An 18848-nucleotide genomic window follows, 5' to 3' on the forward strand; every position below is an offset into this window, starting at 1 on the left:
TCAACCGATCCATTACACCCAAGGCTGCCTCCAAAAGCAGTCTTGAATCATGCTACGGTCAAAAAGGGAATCCTAAGAGTCCACACCACCTAGGGTCTGCAATGGATACCCGCATCGGCCTCTCGACCATCCTCTAGTCCATATCTTAATGAAGATTGACCATCAATGGTCCATTACAACGGCCAAAAGGCGGAGCGGGAACGGCGATTATCCGCGAGCGCGGTTACCAGTGCCGTATGCGCGACTAGCGACCTCATCGAGGCAAGCTCGCCGGGAAGAGAACCCCAACCGCCTCATCTCCCGGCGAGCCTACAACCTGATTTGATACGCAATCAGGACCGGGGTCAGCCGGCAAGTTGATTGGTGCAAGACGGATGCCAGACAACGTTTCCCGAAATGGGACACCGGCCGGGGTCAATGGAACCGCGACCGAAGATCTAGTCGCCGTCTATGTCCTCGACCGCCTCCAAGGCGCGGCCGCTATGGAGCATGCGCAAGATGACAACAGTGTTGCCATCCACGCGAAGGCTATCGTCGCCCGCCGCCGATAACCAACCGTACGCAGACCCGGGGCTATGTCATCCCGGCGAGTACCGCGCTCAGGGAATGTGGCCACCCCTCACAGTAGACAATCAGTCGGTCGACCCAGGCCCGTGCAGTTCTTTCTCCAGCCTCCGGCACAAGATAGGCCAGCAGCTCGGCCACATCCTTCTCGGCCGCCGCGCTGAACACTACCTGGTGCGTCATGAGCGCGAGGCTTTAGCCACGATAGCATCGACATGGGCGTGCAGGCGTTTCTTCGCCTCTTCCAGGTTCATCAGTTGCGATGGGTCTGCGTCAACAGCCTTCATCGTCGGCACGACTTCCTCGCGCAACCACCGCTCTACAGCCGCGGCACGCTGGGCGAGCGTGCGAAGGCCATCGCGGATGACCTCGCTTTCGCTGGCGTATTCGCCCGATGAAACCTTGTCCTTGACCATCTGCGCCATATCGAGCGGCAAGGTGATGGTCAGCGGTTGAGTGGTACGCATGGAACCGTCCTTTCTTGCCTCCCTGGTGTATGATTTAATCATACACCAATCTAACAGAATAGGAAACATGGTTGCTCGGAGCGGGTCGCCTACCTATCGCGTTACTTTGATCACGCTCGGCTATCTTTAAATCTCGAACTCGCCCTGCCCCTCATCCATGGCGCTGACGGTTTCGGCGGCCAGCGCCCTCGTGATCGGCGTCTTGCGCTCCAGTGCCGTGCGATCCAGCCGCTCGACCACCCGCATCGCGGTTGCCAGCGAGCGCTCGATGCGGCGCACCAGATATTGCACGACATGCGGCTCGACCTCGACCTGGCGGTCGGCGAACAGTTTGGTGATGACTCCGGCCAGCAAGTGATCGTCGGGCTCGTGGATCTCGACCGTCGCCGCCGCCTTCAGCCGCGAAGCGAGGTCCGGAAGTCTGACGCCCCAGGCGGACGGAAAGCGCCGCGCGGTCAAGAGCAAGGTCGAGCCGGCCCCGCGCACCGCGTTGATGAGATGGAACAGCCCCTCTTCATCGACCGGACCGGCATCGACATCGTCGATCAGGGCCGGCCGCGCGCCGAGCCTCGCCATGCAGTCGCCGATCCGCCCAGCGTCGATCTTCACTGCGCCGGCGCGGGCGCGCCAGATCGAGGCCAGGTGGGTTTTTCCAGAGCCCGCCGGACCGGCGAGCACGACCACCGGCGACGGCCAGTCCGGCCAGCGATCGACCAGCGCGACCGCCTGGCTGTTGGTGCCGGAGACGACGAGCTCGTCGCGCGAGTAGCCGGTGCCGTGGCCGAGATCGAGCGGCAACTGGCGCGGCGGGTCGATCTTGTTGTGGTCCGGCATCTGGCTCAACTGCGTGGCCCACCGCTCCCGCGGCGACGCGCCGGCAGCGGCGGGACGGGTTCGGTGTGGTGGCCCTTGTAGAGCGGCGACTCGAGATAGCGGGCGATGGCAAAGCGCACCAGAACGGCAACCGCAGCCGAGGCCGGCACGGCGATCAGCAAGCCGACGAAGCCGAACAGCGCGCCGAAGGCAAACAGTGAAAACATCAGCCACACCGGATGCAGGCCGACGCTTTTGCCGACCAGCCTCGGCTGCAGGATGTTGCCCTCGATGAACTGGCCGACGAAGAACACGCCGGCCACCGCTGCGACCATGGTCCAGTCCGGCCAGAACTGAACGAAGGCAACACCGACGGCCAGCACCAGCCCGGTCAGCGAGCCAACATAGGGGATGAAGGAGATCAGCCCGGCGAACAGGCCGATGAGGATGGCGAAATTCAGGCCGGTCAGAGTCAGCCCGATGGCGTACATGGCGCCCAGTACCAGGCACAGCGTGCCCTGCCCGCGCACAAAGCCGGCGGTGGAGGTGTTGATGTCGTTGGCGATTGCCCTGACGGTCTGGACATAGTCGCGCGGAACCCAGCTGTCGACAATCGCCACCATGCGGTCCCAGTCGAGCAGCATGTAGAAGGCGACGACGGGCGTGACGACGAACAGGCTGACCACCGACACCAGCGCCACGCCGGAGCTCCAGATCGAGGTGAACACCGTGGTCAGGAGACCAAAGCCGGAGGTCAGCAGCGAATTCAACCCTTCGCGCAGGCCATTGGCGTCAACGCCGAATTTGTCTTCCAGCCATCTCGGATCGAAACTGGTGATCAGGGTCTGCAGGCGGGTCAGGTATTCCGGCAGCTTGCTGGCGAAATCGGCCATCTGCGAAGCCAGCACCGGAATGAGGATGACGAAGGCCAGTACCAGAACGACGATGAAGGCAAACAGGATGACAATCGTCGCCATCAGCCTGGACAAGCCGAGCCGCTGCAGCCGGTCTGCGACCGGGTCGAGGAAGTAGGCGAGCACCATGCCGGCGACGAACGGCAGCAGGATGCCGCTGAAGACATAGAGGAAGATCGCGAGGATGACGGCGCTGATCAGCCAGAAGCGGATTTGGCGGCGAAACACGCCAGACGCGGCAGCATCGGCGGCCGCAGCTTCGGCTGCCGCGTCGACGTCCTGGTCAGGTACCCGGTTTGGAGCCTTCGCCATAGCCGCTCATATGCCTCAGCCAAGCCACGAGATAGGCCGCGGCCGAAGCCACGGTCAAGACCCCGGACAGCAATATGAGCACCGGCCTGAGTGGGTCGAGATTAATGGCGAGGGCCAGTTCGCCCAGCACTACCGCTGCCAGCCCGATCTGGACGGCGGTGTTGGCCTTCGACACGAACAGCGGCTTCATCTCGACCGGGTGGGCCATGACGGTGGATAAAACGACGGCGCAGACGATCAACGCATCGCGCGACACCATGGTGATGACCAGCCACAGCGGCAATTCACCGATGAAGCCCAGCACCACGAACACGGAGACCAGAAGCAATTTGTCGGCCATCGGATCGAGATAGGCGCCAAGCCGCGAAAACTGGTTGAAATGGCGGGCAATGAAGCCGTCGACGCCGTCGGAGATGCCGGCGATCAGGAAGCCGGCGAAAGCCCAATCCCAGCGCGCCTGCAGCATGGCCAGCACCACGCCCGGCACCAGCACGAAACGCATGATCGTGATCATGTTGGGGATGGTCAAACGCATATCCCGTCGCTTCTGTTTTGATGATACATGATGGAGATGAGCGGCTACGGCAAGTGAGAGCGACGCAGAAGCTGCCAATCTCCGCTCGTGGGAAGAGATTGGCTGTCTTCAAGGCCTTCGCCAATCGCCAATGTTGGAGATTTTGCCTGAAGCCTCTGTCCACTCTTTTGTGATGCCGAAAGTGCGTGAGCCAGCCGTTATCCTTGCGAGGCGCAGCCGTTCATGCGAAGAGCCCCGGAAAGCAGGAAAGAGTGATGAGCAAGCGCAAGAACGGGCTCACTTATGCCGAGGCGGGTGTCGACATCGATGCCGGCAATCTGATGGTGGAGAAGATCAAGCCGCTGGTGCGCGCGACGCGCCGGCCGGGCGCCGATGGCGAGATCGGCGGCTTCGGCGGCCTGTTCGACCTCAAGGCCGCCGGCTTCACCGACCCGGTGCTGGTCGCTGCCAATGACGGCGTCGGCACCAAGCTAAAGATCGCCATCGATGCGGGCAAGCACGACACGATCGGCATCGACCTCGTCGCCATGTGCGTCAACGATATCGTCGTGCAGGGCGCCGAGCCATTGTTCTTCCTCGACTATTTCGCCACCGGCAAGCTCGATCCAGATCAGGGTGCTTCGATCGTCGGCGGCATCGCCGAGGGCTGCCGGCAGGCCGGCTGCGCGCTGATCGGCGGCGAGACGGCGGAAATGCCCGGCATGTATCACGGCAACGACTACGACCTTGCCGGCTTTGCCGTCGGCGCGGCCGAACGCGGCCAGCTGCTGCCAACCGACGACCTCGTCGAGGGCGACGTGCTGTTGGGGCTGGCCTCGTCGGGCGTGCATTCGAATGGCTTTTCGCTGGTCCGCCGCATCGTCGCCACCAGCGGCCTTGCGTGGACCGATCCAGCGCCCTTCAACGATGAAGCCACGCTGGCCGAGGCGCTGCTCGAGCCGACCCGCATCTACGTCAAGTCGATCCTCAAGGCGATCCGCAACACGCATGGCATCAAGGCGCTGGCCCATATCACCGGCGGCGGTTTCCCGGAAAACATCCCGCGCGTCCTGCCGAAGGATTTTTCGGCCGAACTCGACCTCGACGCCATCGAAGTCCCGGCGGTGTTCTCATGGCTGGCGAAGACCGGCGGCGTGGCGCCCGCAGAGATGATGCGCACCTTCAATTGCGGCGTCGGCATGATCCTCGCCGTCGCCTCCGGCCAGGCCGCACAGGTCGCGGCCGTGCTGCAGGAGGCCGGCGAGATCGTGACGCCGATCGGCCGCATCGTGCCGCGCCGCGACGCCGGCGTGATCTATCGGGGCTCGATCGGCCTATGAGCATGCGCAAACGCACCGTGGTGATGATTTCGGGACGCGGCTCCAACATGACGGCGCTGATCGCCGCGGCCACTAACCCGGACTATCCGGCCGAGATCGTCGGCGTCATTTCCGACCGGGTCAATGCCGCCGGTCTCGGTATCGCCGCGGCGCGCGGCATCGCCACCAAGGTGATTTCGCGAGCCGACTATACCAGCAAGGAAGCGCATGACGGGGCGATCGACGCGGCACTCGTCTCGTTCGGCGCCGAGATCGTGGCGCTGGCCGGTTACATGCGCATCCTCGGCGCGCACTTCGTCGAGAAATGGCTGGGACGGATGATCAACATCCACCCTGCCCTGCTGCCGGCCTTCAAGGGGCTGGATACGCATGCGCGAGCTATCCGCGCGGGCATCCGCATCCATGGCTGCACGGTGCATTTCGTCACGCTGGACATGGATGACGGCCCGATCATCGCCCAGGCCGCCGTGCCGGTGATGGTCGGCGACAACGAGGACATGCTCGCCGCGCGCGTGCTGAAGGCCGAGCACCGGCTTTATCCGCTGGCGCTCGGGCTGGTCGCCGAAGGCAAAGCGCGGATGGAAGGCGGGCGCACCGTGCTTGCCCACTTCGCCGACGATGCCGACAACAGCACCTCCGTGATCATGGCGCCCGATCCGCTGCGCGAGGAGACCGATCTCGAGCATTTGGCGCGCATCACGCCCTGAGAACCATTCTTGAAGATGGTAGCAATATTTGCTACTATCTTGGCAAGGAGACAGTTTGATGGCGACAGTCGAAAAAGTCAGCGTGGCGCTTTCCCCGGAACTGCTGGACATGGTCAAAGGCGCGGTGGCCAGCGGGCAGTATGGTTCGGCAAGCGAAGTGATCCGCGAGGCGTTGCGCGAATGGCGCCTTCGCCAGCCCTTGCGCGAGGCGGAAGCGGAACGGCTGCGGAAAGCCTGGGCGGAAGGGCTGGAGAGCGGCCCGTTCGCGCCTTTCGACATCGAGGACATCAAGCTGAAGGCGCATCACCGCTTCAGCGACGCTGTCAAGAAATAGCCTATGGCAGGCATGCCGATCATCCGCAGCCCGGCGGCCGAAAATGACCTTATCGATATCTGGCTTGCTATCGCCGAGGACAGCCCGCGAGGCGCCGATCGTTTTCTGAATGCCATCGCCGAGCGCATCCTTCAGCTTGCCGCCTTTCCCGAGTCGGGGCCGCGAAGACCAGATATCGCTCGCGGAGCGCGCGCATTGACGATCGGCAACTATCTCGTGCTCTATCGCCTGGCCGAACAGCGAATCGAGATCGTCCGTGTCGTCCATGGCGCGCGCGACGTCTCGACCCTATTTTGATCGCAGGCATTTCAATGGGTGCTTTTGATAGCGCGATCCGGACAACAGGCGATTTGGCCGGCGTTTTCGAACATGACGAAGTAAAAGACCGGCTCAGCGCGACAGCATATTTCTATCTTGTTCAAATCGAAAACGGACAAGCGGGCCTTGTCATCAATTCAATTCACATTCGTTCAGGTGCCTGGGCAATCGATGAAACAGACATCGCAGTGAAATGGGACAGGGACGAACAGTGCGTGGGCCTGTTTATCTTTGGAGAACTCTGGGCAGCCTTCGACACCGCAACGGGCAAAAAATATGGTGGCGGGTATGGGAAAGACATCCAGCCCAATATCCCCTGGGACTGAGTTGAAGTCGATGAAACAACTGCTTTTGCTTCGCCATGCCAAGTCGAGCTGGGACGATCCTGACCTTATCGACTTCGACCGGCCGCTTTCCGAGCGCGGGCTGAAGGCCGCCCCGCTGGTCGGGCGCGAACTGGCCAGCCAGGGCTGGCTGCCCGATCTGGCGTTGGTGTCGCCGGCGCTGCGCACCCGCGACACATGGCGGCTGGTCTCGGCGGAACTGCCGGCGAAAACGCCGGCCAAATTTGTCCAGGCGCTCTACGAGGCCAGCGCGGCAGACGTTCTCGCCAAGGTACGGCAGGCAAATGCGGCAACGAGCAGCCTCTTGGTGCTCGGCCATAATCCCGGCCTGGAGGAATTCGCGCGCCGGCTTGCCGGCGCCGGGTCGGATGCCGCGGCACTCAAAAAGCTCGAAGAAAAATTCCCGACAGCAGCCCTGGCCCGCTTCCTTTTCGATGGTGACTGGGCACGGCTGGCCCTCGGCGATGCGCGGCTGACACACTGCGTCTGGCCGAAGGATCTGCGCTAGAGCATGGCTCGAAATTTTTTTCTGCGCTGACCTTCGGTTCGGAAAGGATCATGCGCGAATGCCACAGCGTCCTTTGCGCGCCCAAAAGGATGCGCGGCGCTGTAGGCTGAGACATGATGCAAAAGCAAGAACGGCGGGCCGAACCCGCCGCTCTTTGAGTTCCGGAGCTTGAGGAGTTAGCGGCCCCAGTTGCCCCGGCCTGATTGAGGCACGACGGACTGAGCCGTGCCGGACTCGGGCGTCGCATTGGTATTGACGGCATTGTGCTCGGTCGGGAGCAGCTTACGGATCGAACCCGTGAACGTGTTGTCTACATTTCCAACAGGCGCATTGCCAACAGGCGCTGCCGGCTGGTTGACGCCGTCCGAACCATAGTGGTCGCTGCCGGCAAAGGCGCTGCCTGTGGCAATGAGGATGGCGGCAGCGGTAAGAGCAATCTTGGTCATTTCAGGTACTCCAGTATTTTCATATTTTCAGTGTTGTTGTCCGTCTCGTGGCGTGCCTTGGGAGGATTTCGCGTCGCTCGGACTACCCCGAGGTGGGTTGGCAGTGCTGCGGTTTCCAATCACAAAGATGTTCCGGCCACACCCTGATTCGGGTGCTTGAAATCCGCCAAAAGGCTTCCTTCGCCATAATTTTTCACATCGTTTCAAAGTGTTGGGCAAACACTCCTGCCGTGTGGCGCGGCCGTTTGTTGAGCCGGCGTTCACTCTGTCCTGCACGATGCGTCAATAGAAACGAACCGATCGGTTCGATTTTCCCGCTGACGCGCAAATGAAGTTCATACGGCTGCCGGCTTTCGTTGCCGCTTCAGACGTGCACGTCACCGAAGGAGAGTTCGCCGTCGTCGCCAGCAGTCAGGAACGCCGTGACCAGCAGGCCGGCATAGAAGGCGGCGACCAGCACGACGATGACCACGCCGGGAATGGGCCCCAGGGCAGCGCCGGCAACGGCCTCGCGCACCGAACCGACGAAGCCGATGCGGACACCTTCGGTTAGAAGACTGGGGGTCGACAGTTTGAGGATCCACGCCAGCAGCAGGATCAGAAGCAGGTGGATGTAGTTTCGACGCAGACGGCGCGCCAACGCCACTCGTTGCGAAATGAGGAATTTTGGCGCGCGCAGGCTTTCGCCGACGACCAACAGCCAATCGGACGCGAAGTCCGGCTGCGGCGAGAATATCTGCGCGAAATAGTGCCGTTCGAACTGGCGCACGCGGGCCCGGTAAACGTCGAAGAAGCGATATCGCCGCGCTTCTATCCACAGCAGCAACAGGACAAGCAGCATGGCAAAAAGCAGCACGCCGTGATGCGCGCTGGCCGCCGAAAGCGAGACGGACAACATCGCGGCGACGACCGTTATCGCCCAATTGCTCGTCCGGTCCAGGCGGTCGCGCCACCCCGTCATGCGCAGAATCTCGGCACGATGAAAGTGCGACATCGTGGTCACGAGTTCGCCGGGCGAAGGCGTTCTTCCAATGGGGGCCGGCGCTGCCGATACATCTGCCATTGTCGCTCCTCCACCCGCCTCGCAAAAGACGGCTGGGACATTCGCCGCCGCAGCCAGACCTGGTGTCGTGGGGCGCAGCACCGCCCACAGGGCGCTGGCGCGTCTGCGCCGGTCAGGGACGTTCTCGCTCTCCTACTTAATCTCCTACTTAAGATGAGGATGCCCAATCCCGCAACTAAGCCGCCAGTCAGGGGAAGCAAGGGCGCAGGACCTGAAGTTGGCAATCGTCGTCAGTGGCTGGCTGTCTTCATCATCATCCCGGCAATCTCCTTGAACAGTTTTGCCGCCACGACTGCTGTCAGGTTGGAGGTGTCGCAACGCGGATTATATTCAACGATATCAGCGGCAACGATCGGCTGGTTGACCGTCTGAATCAAATTGATCACCTGGCGGGTCGACAGGCCGCCGGGCTCCCTGTGCGATACGCCGGGCGCAAAGGCCGGGTCCAGCCCGTCGAGGTCCATCGAGATGTAGACGGGAGTCGTGAAATCGAGCCTCAGGCTTTCGCTGAAACGGCCAGCCTCGATGACCTCGACGCCGAACCGCTTGAATTGTTCGCGATGATGATTGTTTATGGTGCGAAGCCCCACCTGAATCAAACGGTCCGCAAGCCGCTCTTCCATGATCCGGGCAAAGGGCGATGTATGGGAGCGTGGGTTGCCCTGGTAGGCATGGTAGATGTCGGGGTGCGCGTCGATATGCAGGATGGTCAAACTGGGGTGACGGCGGCGCACAGCGCGCAGGATCGGGTAGGAGATGGCATGGTCGCCGCCGAGGCAGATCAACGGATCGCCCGGCTCCATCGCGCGGCCGACATCTCGCTCAATCAGATCCCATGGATCGCCGCCGGCGTCGAAACCAATGTCGCCATGGTCGACAAGTCTGCCCGCTGCGCCGAGATCTATGCCGGTTTCGCTCCACATGCTGTAGGCGTCGGAATGCAGTTCCCGGCGGATATGGGCAGGCGCTTCAGCGGCGCCCTTTATGAAAGAGGAGTTGTCGTCATGGGGGATTCCCAACAGGGAGATCTTGGCCATGGTCAGCGTTCCATCTCTTATCAAATGATAGCTGCATCGCCGGTAACCCGGTGCGCTGTATTGGATAGGCGCTGGTAACGGCGGGTTCAGCGCCGAAGCCACGCTCATTCTGCCGGGCGCAGCCACACCTTGTTGTCGTGAAACGCCGCACCGCCGTAGGGCGCCGGCGCGTCGGCGCCGGTCAGAACGTTGATGCCCTCGCCGCGCTCGTGGGCGCTGTTCGGCCAGATGCCTTCGGCCACCACGACACCGCGCTTGATGCCGTCGAACAATCTTGCGTGCAGCACGACTTCGCCGCGCGCATTGCCGATCTCGACGCGGTCGCCGTTGGCCAGCCCATAGGATGCTGCATCGTCCGGATGCAAAAGCAGTTCCGGCCGGCCCTCCTTGGCCTTCGATACCGGTGTCTCCGAAAAGGTCGAATTGAGGAAATTGCGCGCCGGCGAGGTGGTCAGCCGGAACGGATGCGCCTCATCCGCCACCTCGATCAGGTCGACGTGGTCTGGAAATTCCGGCAGGCTTGCCACCGGCCCGAACAGGCCCATGCTTTTCGGCGGCCGGTTGGGCGCTGCCTGCCCAGTCCAGTCGGCGCGAAAGCGGAATTTTCCGTCCGCGTGGCCGAAGCCGTTGATAAAATGCGCCGCCTCGAAATCCGGCTGCAAATCGACCCACTTTTGTTCCTTGAGGCTCGAAAAGCTGCCCAGCCCGCGCCTGCCCAAAATGATGTCGATATGCTGCTGCTCGGTCATGCCGAAGCCAGGGCTGTCGCCGACACCGAGCCTTTTGCCGAGTTCCTCGATGACGAAGTGGTTGGTGCGCGGCCCTTCAGGCGGGTCGATCAGCTTCGGACCGAGCGTGATGTGCTGGTTTCCGCCGCCCTTATAGACATCGTCATGCTCGAGGAACATCGTCGCCGGCAGCACGACATCGGCGAGTTTTGCGGTGTCGGTCATGAACTGCTCGTGTACGCAGGAAAATAGGTCGTCGCGCAGAAAACCTTGCTTCACCAGCCGCTGCTCCGGCGCGACATTGACCGGATTGGTGTTCTGGATCAGCAGCGCCGTCACCGGCGGGCCGCCATAGAGCGCATCCGCCGCCCCGGTCAGCACCGGGCCGATGCGCGAATGGTCGAGGTGGCGGATCGCGGGGTCGCGCATCCGCGTGCCTTCCAGCAGTTCCTGGTTCAGCTTGAAGATGCCCGAATTGGAATGGAAGGCGCCGCCGCCCTCATACTGCCAGCAGCCGGTGACCGCGGCGATCGAGGCGGCGGCGTGCATGTTGACGGAGCCGTTGCGCTGGCGCGAGAAGCCATAGCCAAGGCGGAAATAAGTCTTCTTCGTCGTGCCGACGAGGCGAGCGAAGGTCTCGATCTCGTCGACCGAAAGCCCGGTGATATCAGCCGCCCATTGCGGCGTCCTCCTCTGAAGATGCGCTTCCAGACCGTGCGGATCGTCGGTGTATTTTTCCAGATAAGCGCGGTCGGCCATGCCGTCACGGAACAGCACATGCATCACCGCGCAGGCCAGCGCGCCATCGGTGCCGGGCTTCAGCACCAGGCCGAGATCGGCCTGCTTCATCGTCGCGTTCTCGTAGACGTCGATGACGACGATCTTGGCGCCGCGTTCCTTGCGCGCCTTGATCGCGTGGGTCATGACGTTGACCTGGGTGACCACGGCATTAGTGCCCCAGATCACCACGCAGTCGGACTTGGCCATCTCGCGCGGGTCGGGACCGCGCAACGCGCCGGCGCCCATCATCCAGCCGGTCCAGGCCAGATTGGTGCAGATCGAACCGAAGAAGCCGGAGTACTTTTTGGCGTGGCGCAGCCGCTCGATGCCGTCGCGCTGCACCAGTCCCATCGTGCCGGCATAGTAATAGGGCCAGACCGTCTCCGAGCCGTATTTTGTCTCGGCTGCGATGAATTTTTCGGCCACGAGGTCGAGTGCGGCCTCCCAGCTCGCTTCCTTCCAGGCGCCCTCGCCCTTGGCGCCGGCGCGGATCAGCGGCTTCAGCAAGCGGTCGGGATGATGGACGCGGTCGGCATAGCGGGCGACCTTGGCGCAGATGACGCCTGATGTGTAGCTGTTGGCCTTGGCGCCATGAACGCGGCCGATGCGCTTGCTGTCGAGCAGCTCAACTTCGAGCGCACAGGTCGACGGGCAATCATGCGGACAGGCCGAATGGCCGATCCTGAGCTTGGCGTGCTGATTCATGGGGCCAAACTAGCCGTTTATGGCGGCGGCGTGTAGGGCCAGATGGCGCTACTCCGCCGTGCCTTCTTCATACTCCGCCGACATCGACAGCCATTTTTCCTCATGGGCGGCGAGCGTCTGGGCCAGCTGCGAGCGCTCCTTGGCCAGCCGTGTCGCCGTCGATGGGTCCTTTTCATAGACCGCCGGGTTGGCGAGTTCGTCCTCGATCAAGTCGATGCGCTTACGGATGCGGTCCATCAGCGCTTCGGTGGCGCGGATCTCCTTGGCCAGCGGCTCGAAGGCGGCGCGGCGCGCTGCCGCGTCGCGGCGGCGGTCGGCCTTCGAAGCTTTTTCGGCCTCGCGCTTGCCGCGGCGGTCCCCGGACACACCGGTGACCAGCGTCTTGTAATCCTCGAGGTCCCCGTCATAGGGGTTGACCGCGCCGTCCTTGACCAGCCACAGCCGGTCGGCCGTCGCCTCGAGCAGATGGCGGTCGTGCGAAATCAGGATGACGGCGCCGGGAAATTCGTTCAGCGCATGGATCAGCGATTCACGGCTGTCGATATCGAGATGGTTGGTCGGTTCGTCGAGGATGAACAGGTTCGGCCCTTCGAAAGCCGACAGGCCCATCAGCAGACGCGCCTTCTCGCCACCGGACAGGTCCTTGGCGGCGGTGTTCATCTTCTCGGTGGTCAGGCCGAACTGGGCGACGCGGCCGCGCACCTTCGATTCCGGTGCTTCCGGCATCAGCCGGCGGACATGCTCGTAGGCGTTCTCGTTCGGTCGGAGATCGTCGAGCTGATGCTGGGCGAAGATCGCCACCTTCAGCCCCGGTGCTACCGTCATCGTGCCGGTCTCCTGCTTCAGGCGGCCCGACAGCAATTTGGCAAACGTCGACTTGCCGTTGCCGTTGGCGCCAAGCAGCGCGATGCGATCGTCGGCGTCGATGCGCAGCGTCATCTTCTTTAGGATCGGCTCACCCTCGACATAGCCGACATTGACGTTGTTCAGCGCAATGATCGGCGAGGCCACCGTCTTCACCGGCTCGGGAAAGGAGAACGGCCGCACGTTGTCGTTCACAATTGCGGCGATCGGCTTCATCTTCTCCAGCGCCTTGATGCGCGACTGCGCCTGTCTTGCCTTGGAAGCCTTGGCGCGGAAGCGCTCGACGAAGGACTCCATGTGCTTGCGCGCGGCTTCCTGCTTGACCCTACCCTTCTCCTGCAATTCGCGCTGCTCGGTGTATTGGCGCTCGAACTGGTCGTAGCCGCCGCGCCAGAAGGTCAGCTTCTTCTGGTCGAGATGGACGATCGAGTTGACGGCGCGGTTGAGCAGGTCGCGATCATGCGAGATCAGAAGCACGGTGTGCGGGTACTTCGACACGTAGTTTTCCAGCCACAGCGTGCCTTCGAGGTCGAGATAGTTGGTCGGCTCGTCGAGCAGCAGCAGATCGGGCTCGGCAAACAGCACTGCCGCCAGCGCCACGCGCATGCGCCAGCCGCCGGAGAAGGACGAGGCCGGCCGCCGCTGGGCGGCGTCGTCGAAGCCGAGGCCGGCGAGGATGGTGGCGGCGCGCGACTCGGCCGAATGGGCGTCGATGTCGGCCAGTCGCATATGGATGTCGGCGATGCGGTGCGGATCGGTCGCGGTCTTTTCCTCTTCGAGCAGTGCGGAGCGTTCAAGGTCGGCCTTGAGCACGATCTCGATCAGTGGCTCCTCCGTGCCGGGCGCTTCCTGCGCCACTTGGCCGATGCGCGTGTTCTTCGGCAGGCTGATCGAGCCGGTCTCGGAGGCGAGGTCGCCGGTGATCGCCTTGAACAAGGTGGTCTTGCCGGTGCCGTTGCGGCCGACAAGCCCAGCCTTACTGCCGGCCGGCAAAGTCAGCGAGGCATGGTCGAGAAGCAGGCGTCCGGCCATACGGAGCGAAAGGTCGTTGATGATCAGCATGGCCGCGCTTTTGCACGGGACGTCGGCGCTTCGCAAGGCCTTGAGGGCTGGTTGGCCGCATAAGGGCGTGAAAACGGCCGGCGGCAGCAGGTTGCCTGATGCCGCAGCCGGCTCGCTGGACAAGAGGTCACCCCGCATTAGGGCTGGAACCTGTCGCGACGACCAAATGATGGCGCCTGGCGAGCATCGACCTCTCGCATCCGAAAATCGCGCATTTGTCAGTTAATTGCCCGTGCAACACAGTCGTCTTCCGCGATCGCACCATGACGCAAGGGCAAGACTCAGCTATGTCTAGGTGTGCGGCGGACCTGATACCCGCCTGGCCGGCGCCATCTCCTCCCAAGCGGCGCCGGCCATTTTTCCCCAGCGTTCACTGTGCCGGCGGCGTGCCGGGTTGATCACCGCCTGACGTCGATTTGGGTGCAGGGTCGACCTGCGGGTTTTGATCGACGGTGCCAGGGGCCTTCGTCGGTGGAATGTTGTTATCGCAAGCCGCGACAGCCAGCGTCATCGCCAAAGCCAGCAAGATTGAGAGCTTGTTCATCGCAACCTCCTGTCACCGGGCAAACGAGACGGTGCCGATTTGGTTGCACGCTCAGGCAGAGCTCGGGGTTGTTGGAAAGCGGGGGAACAAAACGCAGCCTCTCCGGTTGGTCCACACCAATGGAGAAAATCATGATCCGTCTGCTCATAGCCGGGGCCGCCGTCTACGTGGCCTACCGCATAGCCAGGGAAATCATCGACGAAGTGCCCGACGACTTCGATCCGCTGTTGCTGCCGCCTCCCGAAGACGACAAGTCGCTGCAGCGGCAGTCGGCGGCGATGGGTGCAGAGCCAGAGCGCTAGATCGAGTTCATCGGCTGGTGCGTCTCGGACGCGTCGATCGCAACTCTCGCGTCGAAACCGTTGCGAACAAAGCAGAAACGATGCTTGATGGGCAATGAACCTCGCTGCCCGTGATTCGACCTTCCGGCCTGCCTATCTCGCGAAGCTGAATGCCGAGCAGTGCCTTGCCGTCGAGCATGGCGACGGCAAGGTCGCCGGGCCGCTGCTGGTGATTGCCGGGGCCGGCTCCGGCAAGACCAGCACGCTGGCGCATCGCGTCGCGCATCTGATCGTCAGGGGCGCCGATCCCAGGCGCATCCTGCTGATGACGTTTTCGCGTCGCGCCGCATCGGAAATGGCCAAGCGGGTCGAACGCATCGCCGGCGAGGTGCTGGGCCGGGACGCCTCCGTCATCACCGATGCTCTCACCTGGGCCGGCACATTCCACGGCATCGGCGCCAGGCTGCTGCGCGATTACGCGCTGGAGATCGGCCTCGATCCCGCCTTCACCATCCATGACCGCGAGGATTCGGCCGACCTGATGAATCTTGCCCGACACGAACTCGGCTTCTCGAAGACGGAAGGCCGTTTTCCGACCAAGGGCACGTGCCTGGCCATCTATTCGCGTTCCGTCAACGCGCAGGCGCCGCTCGGCGAGGTTCTGGGTTCGGTGTTTCCCTGGTGCGCGGGGTGGGCAGAACAGCTTAAGGCGCTGTTCGCCCAATATGTCGAGGCCAAGCAGGCGCAGAACGTGCTCGATTACGACGACCTGCTGCTCTACTGGGCGCAGATGGCCGGCGAGCCGGAGATATCGGCGCATCTGGGTGGACGATTCGACCATGTGCTGGTCGATGAATACCAGGACACCAACCGGCTGCAGGCCTCGATCCTCACGGCACTCAAGCCAGACGGATCCGGGCTGACGGTGGTCGGCGACGATGCGCAGTCGATCTACTCGTTTCGCGCGGCGGAAGTGCGCAACATCCTCGACTTTCCAAAACAGTTCGCGCGGCCGGCCGAGATCGTCATGCTTGAGCGCAACTACCGCTCGACCGAGACCGTCCTGGCCGCCGCCAATGCGGTGATCGGCGAGGCCTCGGAGCGCTTTACCAAGAACCTATGGACGGAGCGCAAATCGTCCGAAAAGCCGAAGCTGGTCGCCGTCCGCGACGAGGCCGAGCAGGCGAGTTACGTCTGCCAGGCGATCCTGACCGAGCGCGAGGCCGGCACGGCGCTGAAGGCGCAGGCCGTGCTGTTTCGCGCCTCGCACCATAGCGGGCCGCTGGAGATCGAGCTGACGCGCCGCAACATCCCCTTCGTCAAATTCGGCGGGCTGAAGTTCCTCGACGCTGCCCATGTCAAGGACGTGCTGGCGGTGCTGCGCTTCGCCGAAAACCCGCGTGACCGTGTCGCCGGTTTTCGCGTGCTGCAGCTCCTGCCCGGCATCGGCCCTTCGGCGGCTTCGGAGATCGTTGACACCATGGCGACGGCGCTCGACGAAGCGATGGGGTTGGCGCGCTACCGGCCGCCGCAACGAGCCGCCGACGACTGGCAAGATTTCGTCACGCTGTTCTCGCAGCTTCGCACCGGGTCGGGAAAATGGCCTGCCGATCTCGAACAGGTCAGGCTCTGGTATGAGCCGCATCTCGAGCGCATCCACGAGGACGCAACGACGCGCCGGGCCGATATTCTGCAGCTCGAGCAGATCGCGTCGGGCTATGCCTCGCGCGAACGTTTCCTCACCGAGCTGACGCTCGATCCGCCTGATGCAACCAGCGACGAGGCCGGGCCGCCGCATCGCGACGAGGACTATCTGATCCTGTCGACCATCCATTCGGCCAAAGGCCAGGAATGGAAGAACGTCTTCGTGCTCAACACCGTCGACGGCTGCATCCCGATCGATCTCGCCGTCGGCTCGAAGGAGGATATCGACGAAGAGCGCCGCCTGCTCTACGTGGCGATGACGCGGGCCAAGGACGGCCTGCACCTAGTCATGCCGCAGCGCTTTTTCGTCCACGGCCAGGCGGCGCGCGGCGATCGCCACGTTTACGCCTCGCGCACCCGCTTCATCCCGGCCTCGATCCTCGGCACCTTCGAACAGACATCATGGGCGAGCGTCCAGGCCAAGGACGATCCGCGCCGCCAGCCGCAAGTGCGCGTCGACCTTGGCCTCCGCATGCGTGACATGTGGAAATAGGCCGCCTCTTCGGCACGGCGCTCATGCCACGGGACTTGGTGGCGAAAATCGAATCTCGGCAACATGGAACCTGATGCCGCAATCCGCGTTTCTGGGCGTCCGATTCAGATCGGAGAGCGGCGTCCGCCGTCACCTCCGCCCAATTCGAGAGGCAAGAATGCACGACACGATGCTCTTCACCCCCGTCGCCGTTACCGTCGGCGCCGGCCATAAGCGCATGCTCGCTTCGCTCTTCGACATGCATGAGTTCCTGACCGAGTTCCCGCCATCGCGGCGACGCCTTAGCTACGGCGCGGCGGTGAAGGCCTGCGAGGCGGCACGCGCCGGTGAGATCTCGCCCGAAGCGGCGCGCGATGCCTTGATCACCTTCGCGGTGACGGCAGGCATTCTCTGGCCTTCGGCTCAGCCGGCGGTCCCGGTCAAGCCGGTCGCCCGCGGCCAGGGCGGATACGCCGCCTGACTGGCTAGGCCTCTTTTGCGACTATGGCCCGCCGGAGATGCTGTTCATCTTCGACGGGTGTTCCTGTCAATTCGATCCGGATAATCCCAAATCAGGCGAAGGCGCGGCCCTCTTCGCTGCGCTGGAACAGCGTCAGGTCAAGTGGCACCGAAGGCCGACCCAGAACGGTCAGGATCGCGTGCGCCTGGCCGCGGTGATGGGTCTGGTGGTTGAAGAAATGATCAAGCGCCGGCGCCAATCGCTGCGAGACGGTGCGCATGTCGGAGACGGTCATGTAGGAGAAGCGGCCGGACAAAGCCTTGTCGCTTAACGCCCTGACCCAGTCGATGATCCTTTTGTCTTCGGCCTCGCGCGCCAGCCGCAAGCCCGGCAGGGCGCGGTGCAGGATCGTGTCGAGCTTGGCCGGCGCGTCCCCCTCGCCGGTAAAGCGCCTCATCCAGATGCGATCGGCAGTCAGAACATGGTTGAGCGTGCCCATCATCGAGCCGAAGAAAACCCCGACATTGCGGTGAAATTCTTCCTCATCGAGATCGGCGGCGGCATCGTAGATGCGGCTATTAGCCCATTGATTGTAGGCTGCAAACATCATGAAGTGCTGTTTCATCTTTTTCTCCCGACCCGCGAGACCCCGTTTCGGGTGCCTGCCGCATCGGCCCGAAACGTCGCTCTAGTAGACCGCAAGGAAGCTGCCGCCAATGACTATTCTGCTCTATGACCTCGTCGGACGCGATGCCGCCCGTCCGTTCAGCCCGCATTGCTGGAAGGCGGCGATGGCGCTCGCCCACAAGGGGCTCGACATCTCAACCGTGCCGACGCGCTTTCTCGAAGTGCCCACTGTTGAGGGCGGCATTTCGAAACTAGTCCCGGTGATCCGCGACGGCGAGAAGGTGGTCGCCGATTCCTTCGCCATCGCGCTTTATCTCGACTTGGCCTATCCTGAGCGGCCGACATTGTTTTCCGGTGGCGGCGGCAAGGCGATGGCGCGCTTCATCGAACGCTGGTCGCAACTGACCATCCACCCCTATGTCACCACTGCGGCAATCATGGACCTCCACTCCATGCAGGACGAGGCGAATGCCGCCTATTTCCGCCAGAACCGCGAGCAGCGCTTCGGCAAGAGACTGGAAGAGGTGGTGGCGGCGCGCGACGGCGGCCTTGGCGCCTTCCGCGCCTCGCTGGAGCCGTTGCGCTCGACGCTCGCCTATCAGCCGTTCATCGGCGGCCAATCACCGCTGTTTGCCGACTACATCGTCTTCGGCGCGCTGCAATGGGCGCGCATCGCCTCACCCTACCGGTTGCTCGACGACAGCGATGTGGTGGCACAGTGGTTCGAGCGCTGCCTCGACCTGCATGATGGCCTCGGCCGCAAGGTGGCGGCGGCCGCCGCCGCATAGGGAGTTAAGGCAGTAGGGAGTAAGGGAGTAGCGGCGGCGCGCATACCTACTGCCTTACTGCCTTACTGCCTTACTGCCCTACTCCCCTACTGCCCTACTGCACTCCTCCCCTACTGCGCTACTGCCCTAGGGCCCTACTCCCGTACCTGTCG

21 protein-coding genes are annotated in these 18848 nt (G+C 63.0%); 10 read left to right on the forward strand and 11 right to left on the reverse strand.

Annotation, left to right across the window (positions count from 1 at the left end):
* Window positions 1-743: 743 nt before the first annotated feature.
* From NKH12_RS26095 to NKH12_RS26110, 4 genes are all read right to left on the reverse strand, one after another.
* Window positions 744-1031 (reverse strand): ribbon-helix-helix domain-containing protein, encoded by a 288-nt coding sequence (locus tag NKH12_RS26095; protein WP_352955777.1) that lies wholly within the window; start codon window positions 1029-1031, stop codon window positions 744-746.
* 126 nt (window positions 1032-1157) lie between these two features.
* Window positions 1158-1865, reverse strand: coding sequence for a DnaA regulatory inactivator HdaA (gene hdaA, locus NKH12_RS26100; RefSeq protein WP_352955778.1), 708 nt, complete (start codon window positions 1863-1865; stop codon window positions 1158-1160).
* 5 nt (window positions 1866-1870) lie between these two features.
* Window positions 1871-3070, reverse strand: coding sequence for an AI-2E family transporter (locus NKH12_RS26105; protein WP_352955779.1), 1200 nt, complete (start codon window positions 3068-3070; stop codon window positions 1871-1873).
* A complete protein-coding gene (locus tag NKH12_RS26110) occupies window positions 3042-3599 on the reverse strand; it encodes a CDP-alcohol phosphatidyltransferase family protein (RefSeq protein ID WP_352955796.1) in 558 nt (185 codons plus the stop codon). Before NKH12_RS26110 ends, NKH12_RS26105 begins: the two co-directional genes overlap by 29 nt.
* Before the next feature lie 260 nt (window positions 3600-3859).
* Between NKH12_RS26110 and purM the strand changes: the two genes are divergently transcribed.
* From purM to NKH12_RS26140, 6 genes are read left to right on the forward strand one after another with little or no spacing between them, the layout of a single operon-like run.
* Window positions 3860-4924: a phosphoribosylformylglycinamidine cyclo-ligase gene (gene purM, locus NKH12_RS26115; RefSeq protein WP_352955780.1), complete on the forward strand. Its 1065-nt coding sequence runs from the start codon at window positions 3860-3862 to the stop codon at window positions 4922-4924.
* A complete protein-coding gene (gene purN / locus NKH12_RS26120; RefSeq protein WP_352955781.1) occupies window positions 4921-5631 on the forward strand; it encodes a phosphoribosylglycinamide formyltransferase in 711 nt (236 codons plus the stop codon). The genes purM and purN overlap by 4 nt, the downstream gene beginning before the upstream one ends.
* Before the next feature lie 58 nt (window positions 5632-5689).
* Entirely contained in the window at window positions 5690-5965 is a 276-nt protein-coding gene (locus tag NKH12_RS26125; protein WP_352955782.1) for a type II toxin-antitoxin system ParD family antitoxin, read from the forward strand.
* Between the two features lie 3 nt (window positions 5966-5968).
* A complete protein-coding gene (locus NKH12_RS26130; RefSeq protein ID WP_352955783.1) occupies window positions 5969-6262 on the forward strand; it encodes a type II toxin-antitoxin system RelE/ParE family toxin in 294 nt (97 codons plus the stop codon).
* Window positions 6263-6276: 14 nt separating this feature from the next.
* A complete protein-coding gene (locus NKH12_RS26135; protein ID WP_352955784.1) occupies window positions 6277-6609 on the forward strand; it encodes a hypothetical protein in 333 nt (110 codons plus the stop codon).
* 10 nt (window positions 6610-6619) lie between these two features.
* The gene (locus NKH12_RS26140; protein ID WP_352955785.1) at window positions 6620-7135 is read left to right on the forward strand and encodes a SixA phosphatase family protein; all 516 of its coding nucleotides are present in this window, start codon (window positions 6620-6622) and stop codon (window positions 7133-7135) included.
* 176 nt (window positions 7136-7311) lie between these two features.
* Here NKH12_RS26140 and NKH12_RS26145 read toward each other — a convergent pair whose 3' ends face one another.
* The 6 genes from NKH12_RS26145 to NKH12_RS26170 all read right to left on the reverse strand — a co-directional run bounded on the left by NKH12_RS26145 (window position 7312) and on the right by NKH12_RS26170 (window position 14364).
* A complete protein-coding gene (locus NKH12_RS26145; protein ID WP_292518288.1) occupies window positions 7312-7581 on the reverse strand; it encodes a DUF680 domain-containing protein in 270 nt (89 codons plus the stop codon).
* Window positions 7582-7945: 364 nt separating this feature from the next.
* Window positions 7946-8644: a DUF2270 domain-containing protein gene (locus NKH12_RS26150; RefSeq protein ID WP_352955786.1), complete on the reverse strand. Its 699-nt coding sequence runs from the start codon at window positions 8642-8644 to the stop codon at window positions 7946-7948.
* 230 nt (window positions 8645-8874) lie between these two features.
* A complete protein-coding gene (gene speB / locus NKH12_RS26155) occupies window positions 8875-9783 on the reverse strand; it encodes an agmatinase (RefSeq protein ID WP_352955787.1) in 909 nt (302 codons plus the stop codon).
* 2 nt (window positions 9784-9785) lie between these two features.
* Complete coding sequence (locus NKH12_RS26160) at window positions 9786-11894, reverse strand: molybdopterin-containing oxidoreductase family protein (RefSeq protein WP_352955788.1); 2109 nt, start codon at window positions 11892-11894, stop codon at window positions 9786-9788.
* 48 nt (window positions 11895-11942) lie between these two features.
* Window positions 11943-13820, reverse strand: coding sequence for an ABC-F family ATP-binding cassette domain-containing protein (locus tag NKH12_RS26165; RefSeq protein ID WP_352955789.1), 1878 nt, complete (start codon window positions 13818-13820; stop codon window positions 11943-11945).
* Window positions 13821-14190: 370 nt separating this feature from the next.
* Window positions 14191-14364 carry a hypothetical protein gene (locus NKH12_RS26170; protein WP_352955790.1) on the reverse strand — a complete coding sequence of 58 codons (174 nt, stop codon included), beginning with the start codon at window positions 14362-14364 and terminating at the stop codon, window positions 14191-14193.
* A gap of 131 nt (window positions 14365-14495) precedes the next feature.
* Here NKH12_RS26170 and NKH12_RS26175 point away from each other — a divergent pair, with 131 nt between their 5' ends.
* The 3 genes from NKH12_RS26175 (at window position 14496) to NKH12_RS26185 (ending at window position 17302) form a co-directional block, all read left to right on the forward strand.
* Entirely contained in the window at window positions 14496-14666 is a 171-nt protein-coding gene (locus NKH12_RS26175) for a hypothetical protein (protein WP_352955791.1), read from the forward strand.
* Window positions 14667-14760: 94 nt separating this feature from the next.
* On the forward strand, window positions 14761-16842 hold the full coding sequence (locus NKH12_RS26180) for an ATP-dependent helicase (RefSeq protein ID WP_352955792.1): 2082 nt from the start codon (window positions 14761-14763) through the stop codon (window positions 16840-16842).
* Window positions 16843-16999: 157 nt separating this feature from the next.
* Window positions 17000-17302 carry a DUF982 domain-containing protein gene (locus NKH12_RS26185; RefSeq protein WP_352955793.1) on the forward strand — a complete coding sequence of 101 codons (303 nt, stop codon included), beginning with the start codon at window positions 17000-17002 and terminating at the stop codon, window positions 17300-17302.
* Between the two features lie 91 nt (window positions 17303-17393).
* On the opposite strand, the gene NKH12_RS26190 is transcribed toward NKH12_RS26185, so the two are convergent.
* Window positions 17394-17906, reverse strand: a complete 513-nt coding sequence (locus NKH12_RS26190) for a DinB family protein (RefSeq protein WP_352955794.1) — start codon at window positions 17904-17906, stop codon at window positions 17394-17396.
* Between the two features lie 91 nt (window positions 17907-17997).
* Here NKH12_RS26190 and NKH12_RS26195 point away from each other — a divergent pair, with 91 nt between their 5' ends.
* Window positions 17998-18696 (forward strand): glutathione S-transferase family protein, encoded by a 699-nt coding sequence (locus tag NKH12_RS26195; RefSeq protein ID WP_352955795.1) that lies wholly within the window; start codon window positions 17998-18000, stop codon window positions 18694-18696.
* Window positions 18697-18848: the final 152 nt, after the last annotated feature.

The organism is Mesorhizobium sp. M1322, from assembly GCF_040318085.1.
Lineage (GTDB): Bacteria > Pseudomonadota > Alphaproteobacteria > Rhizobiales > Rhizobiaceae > Mesorhizobium.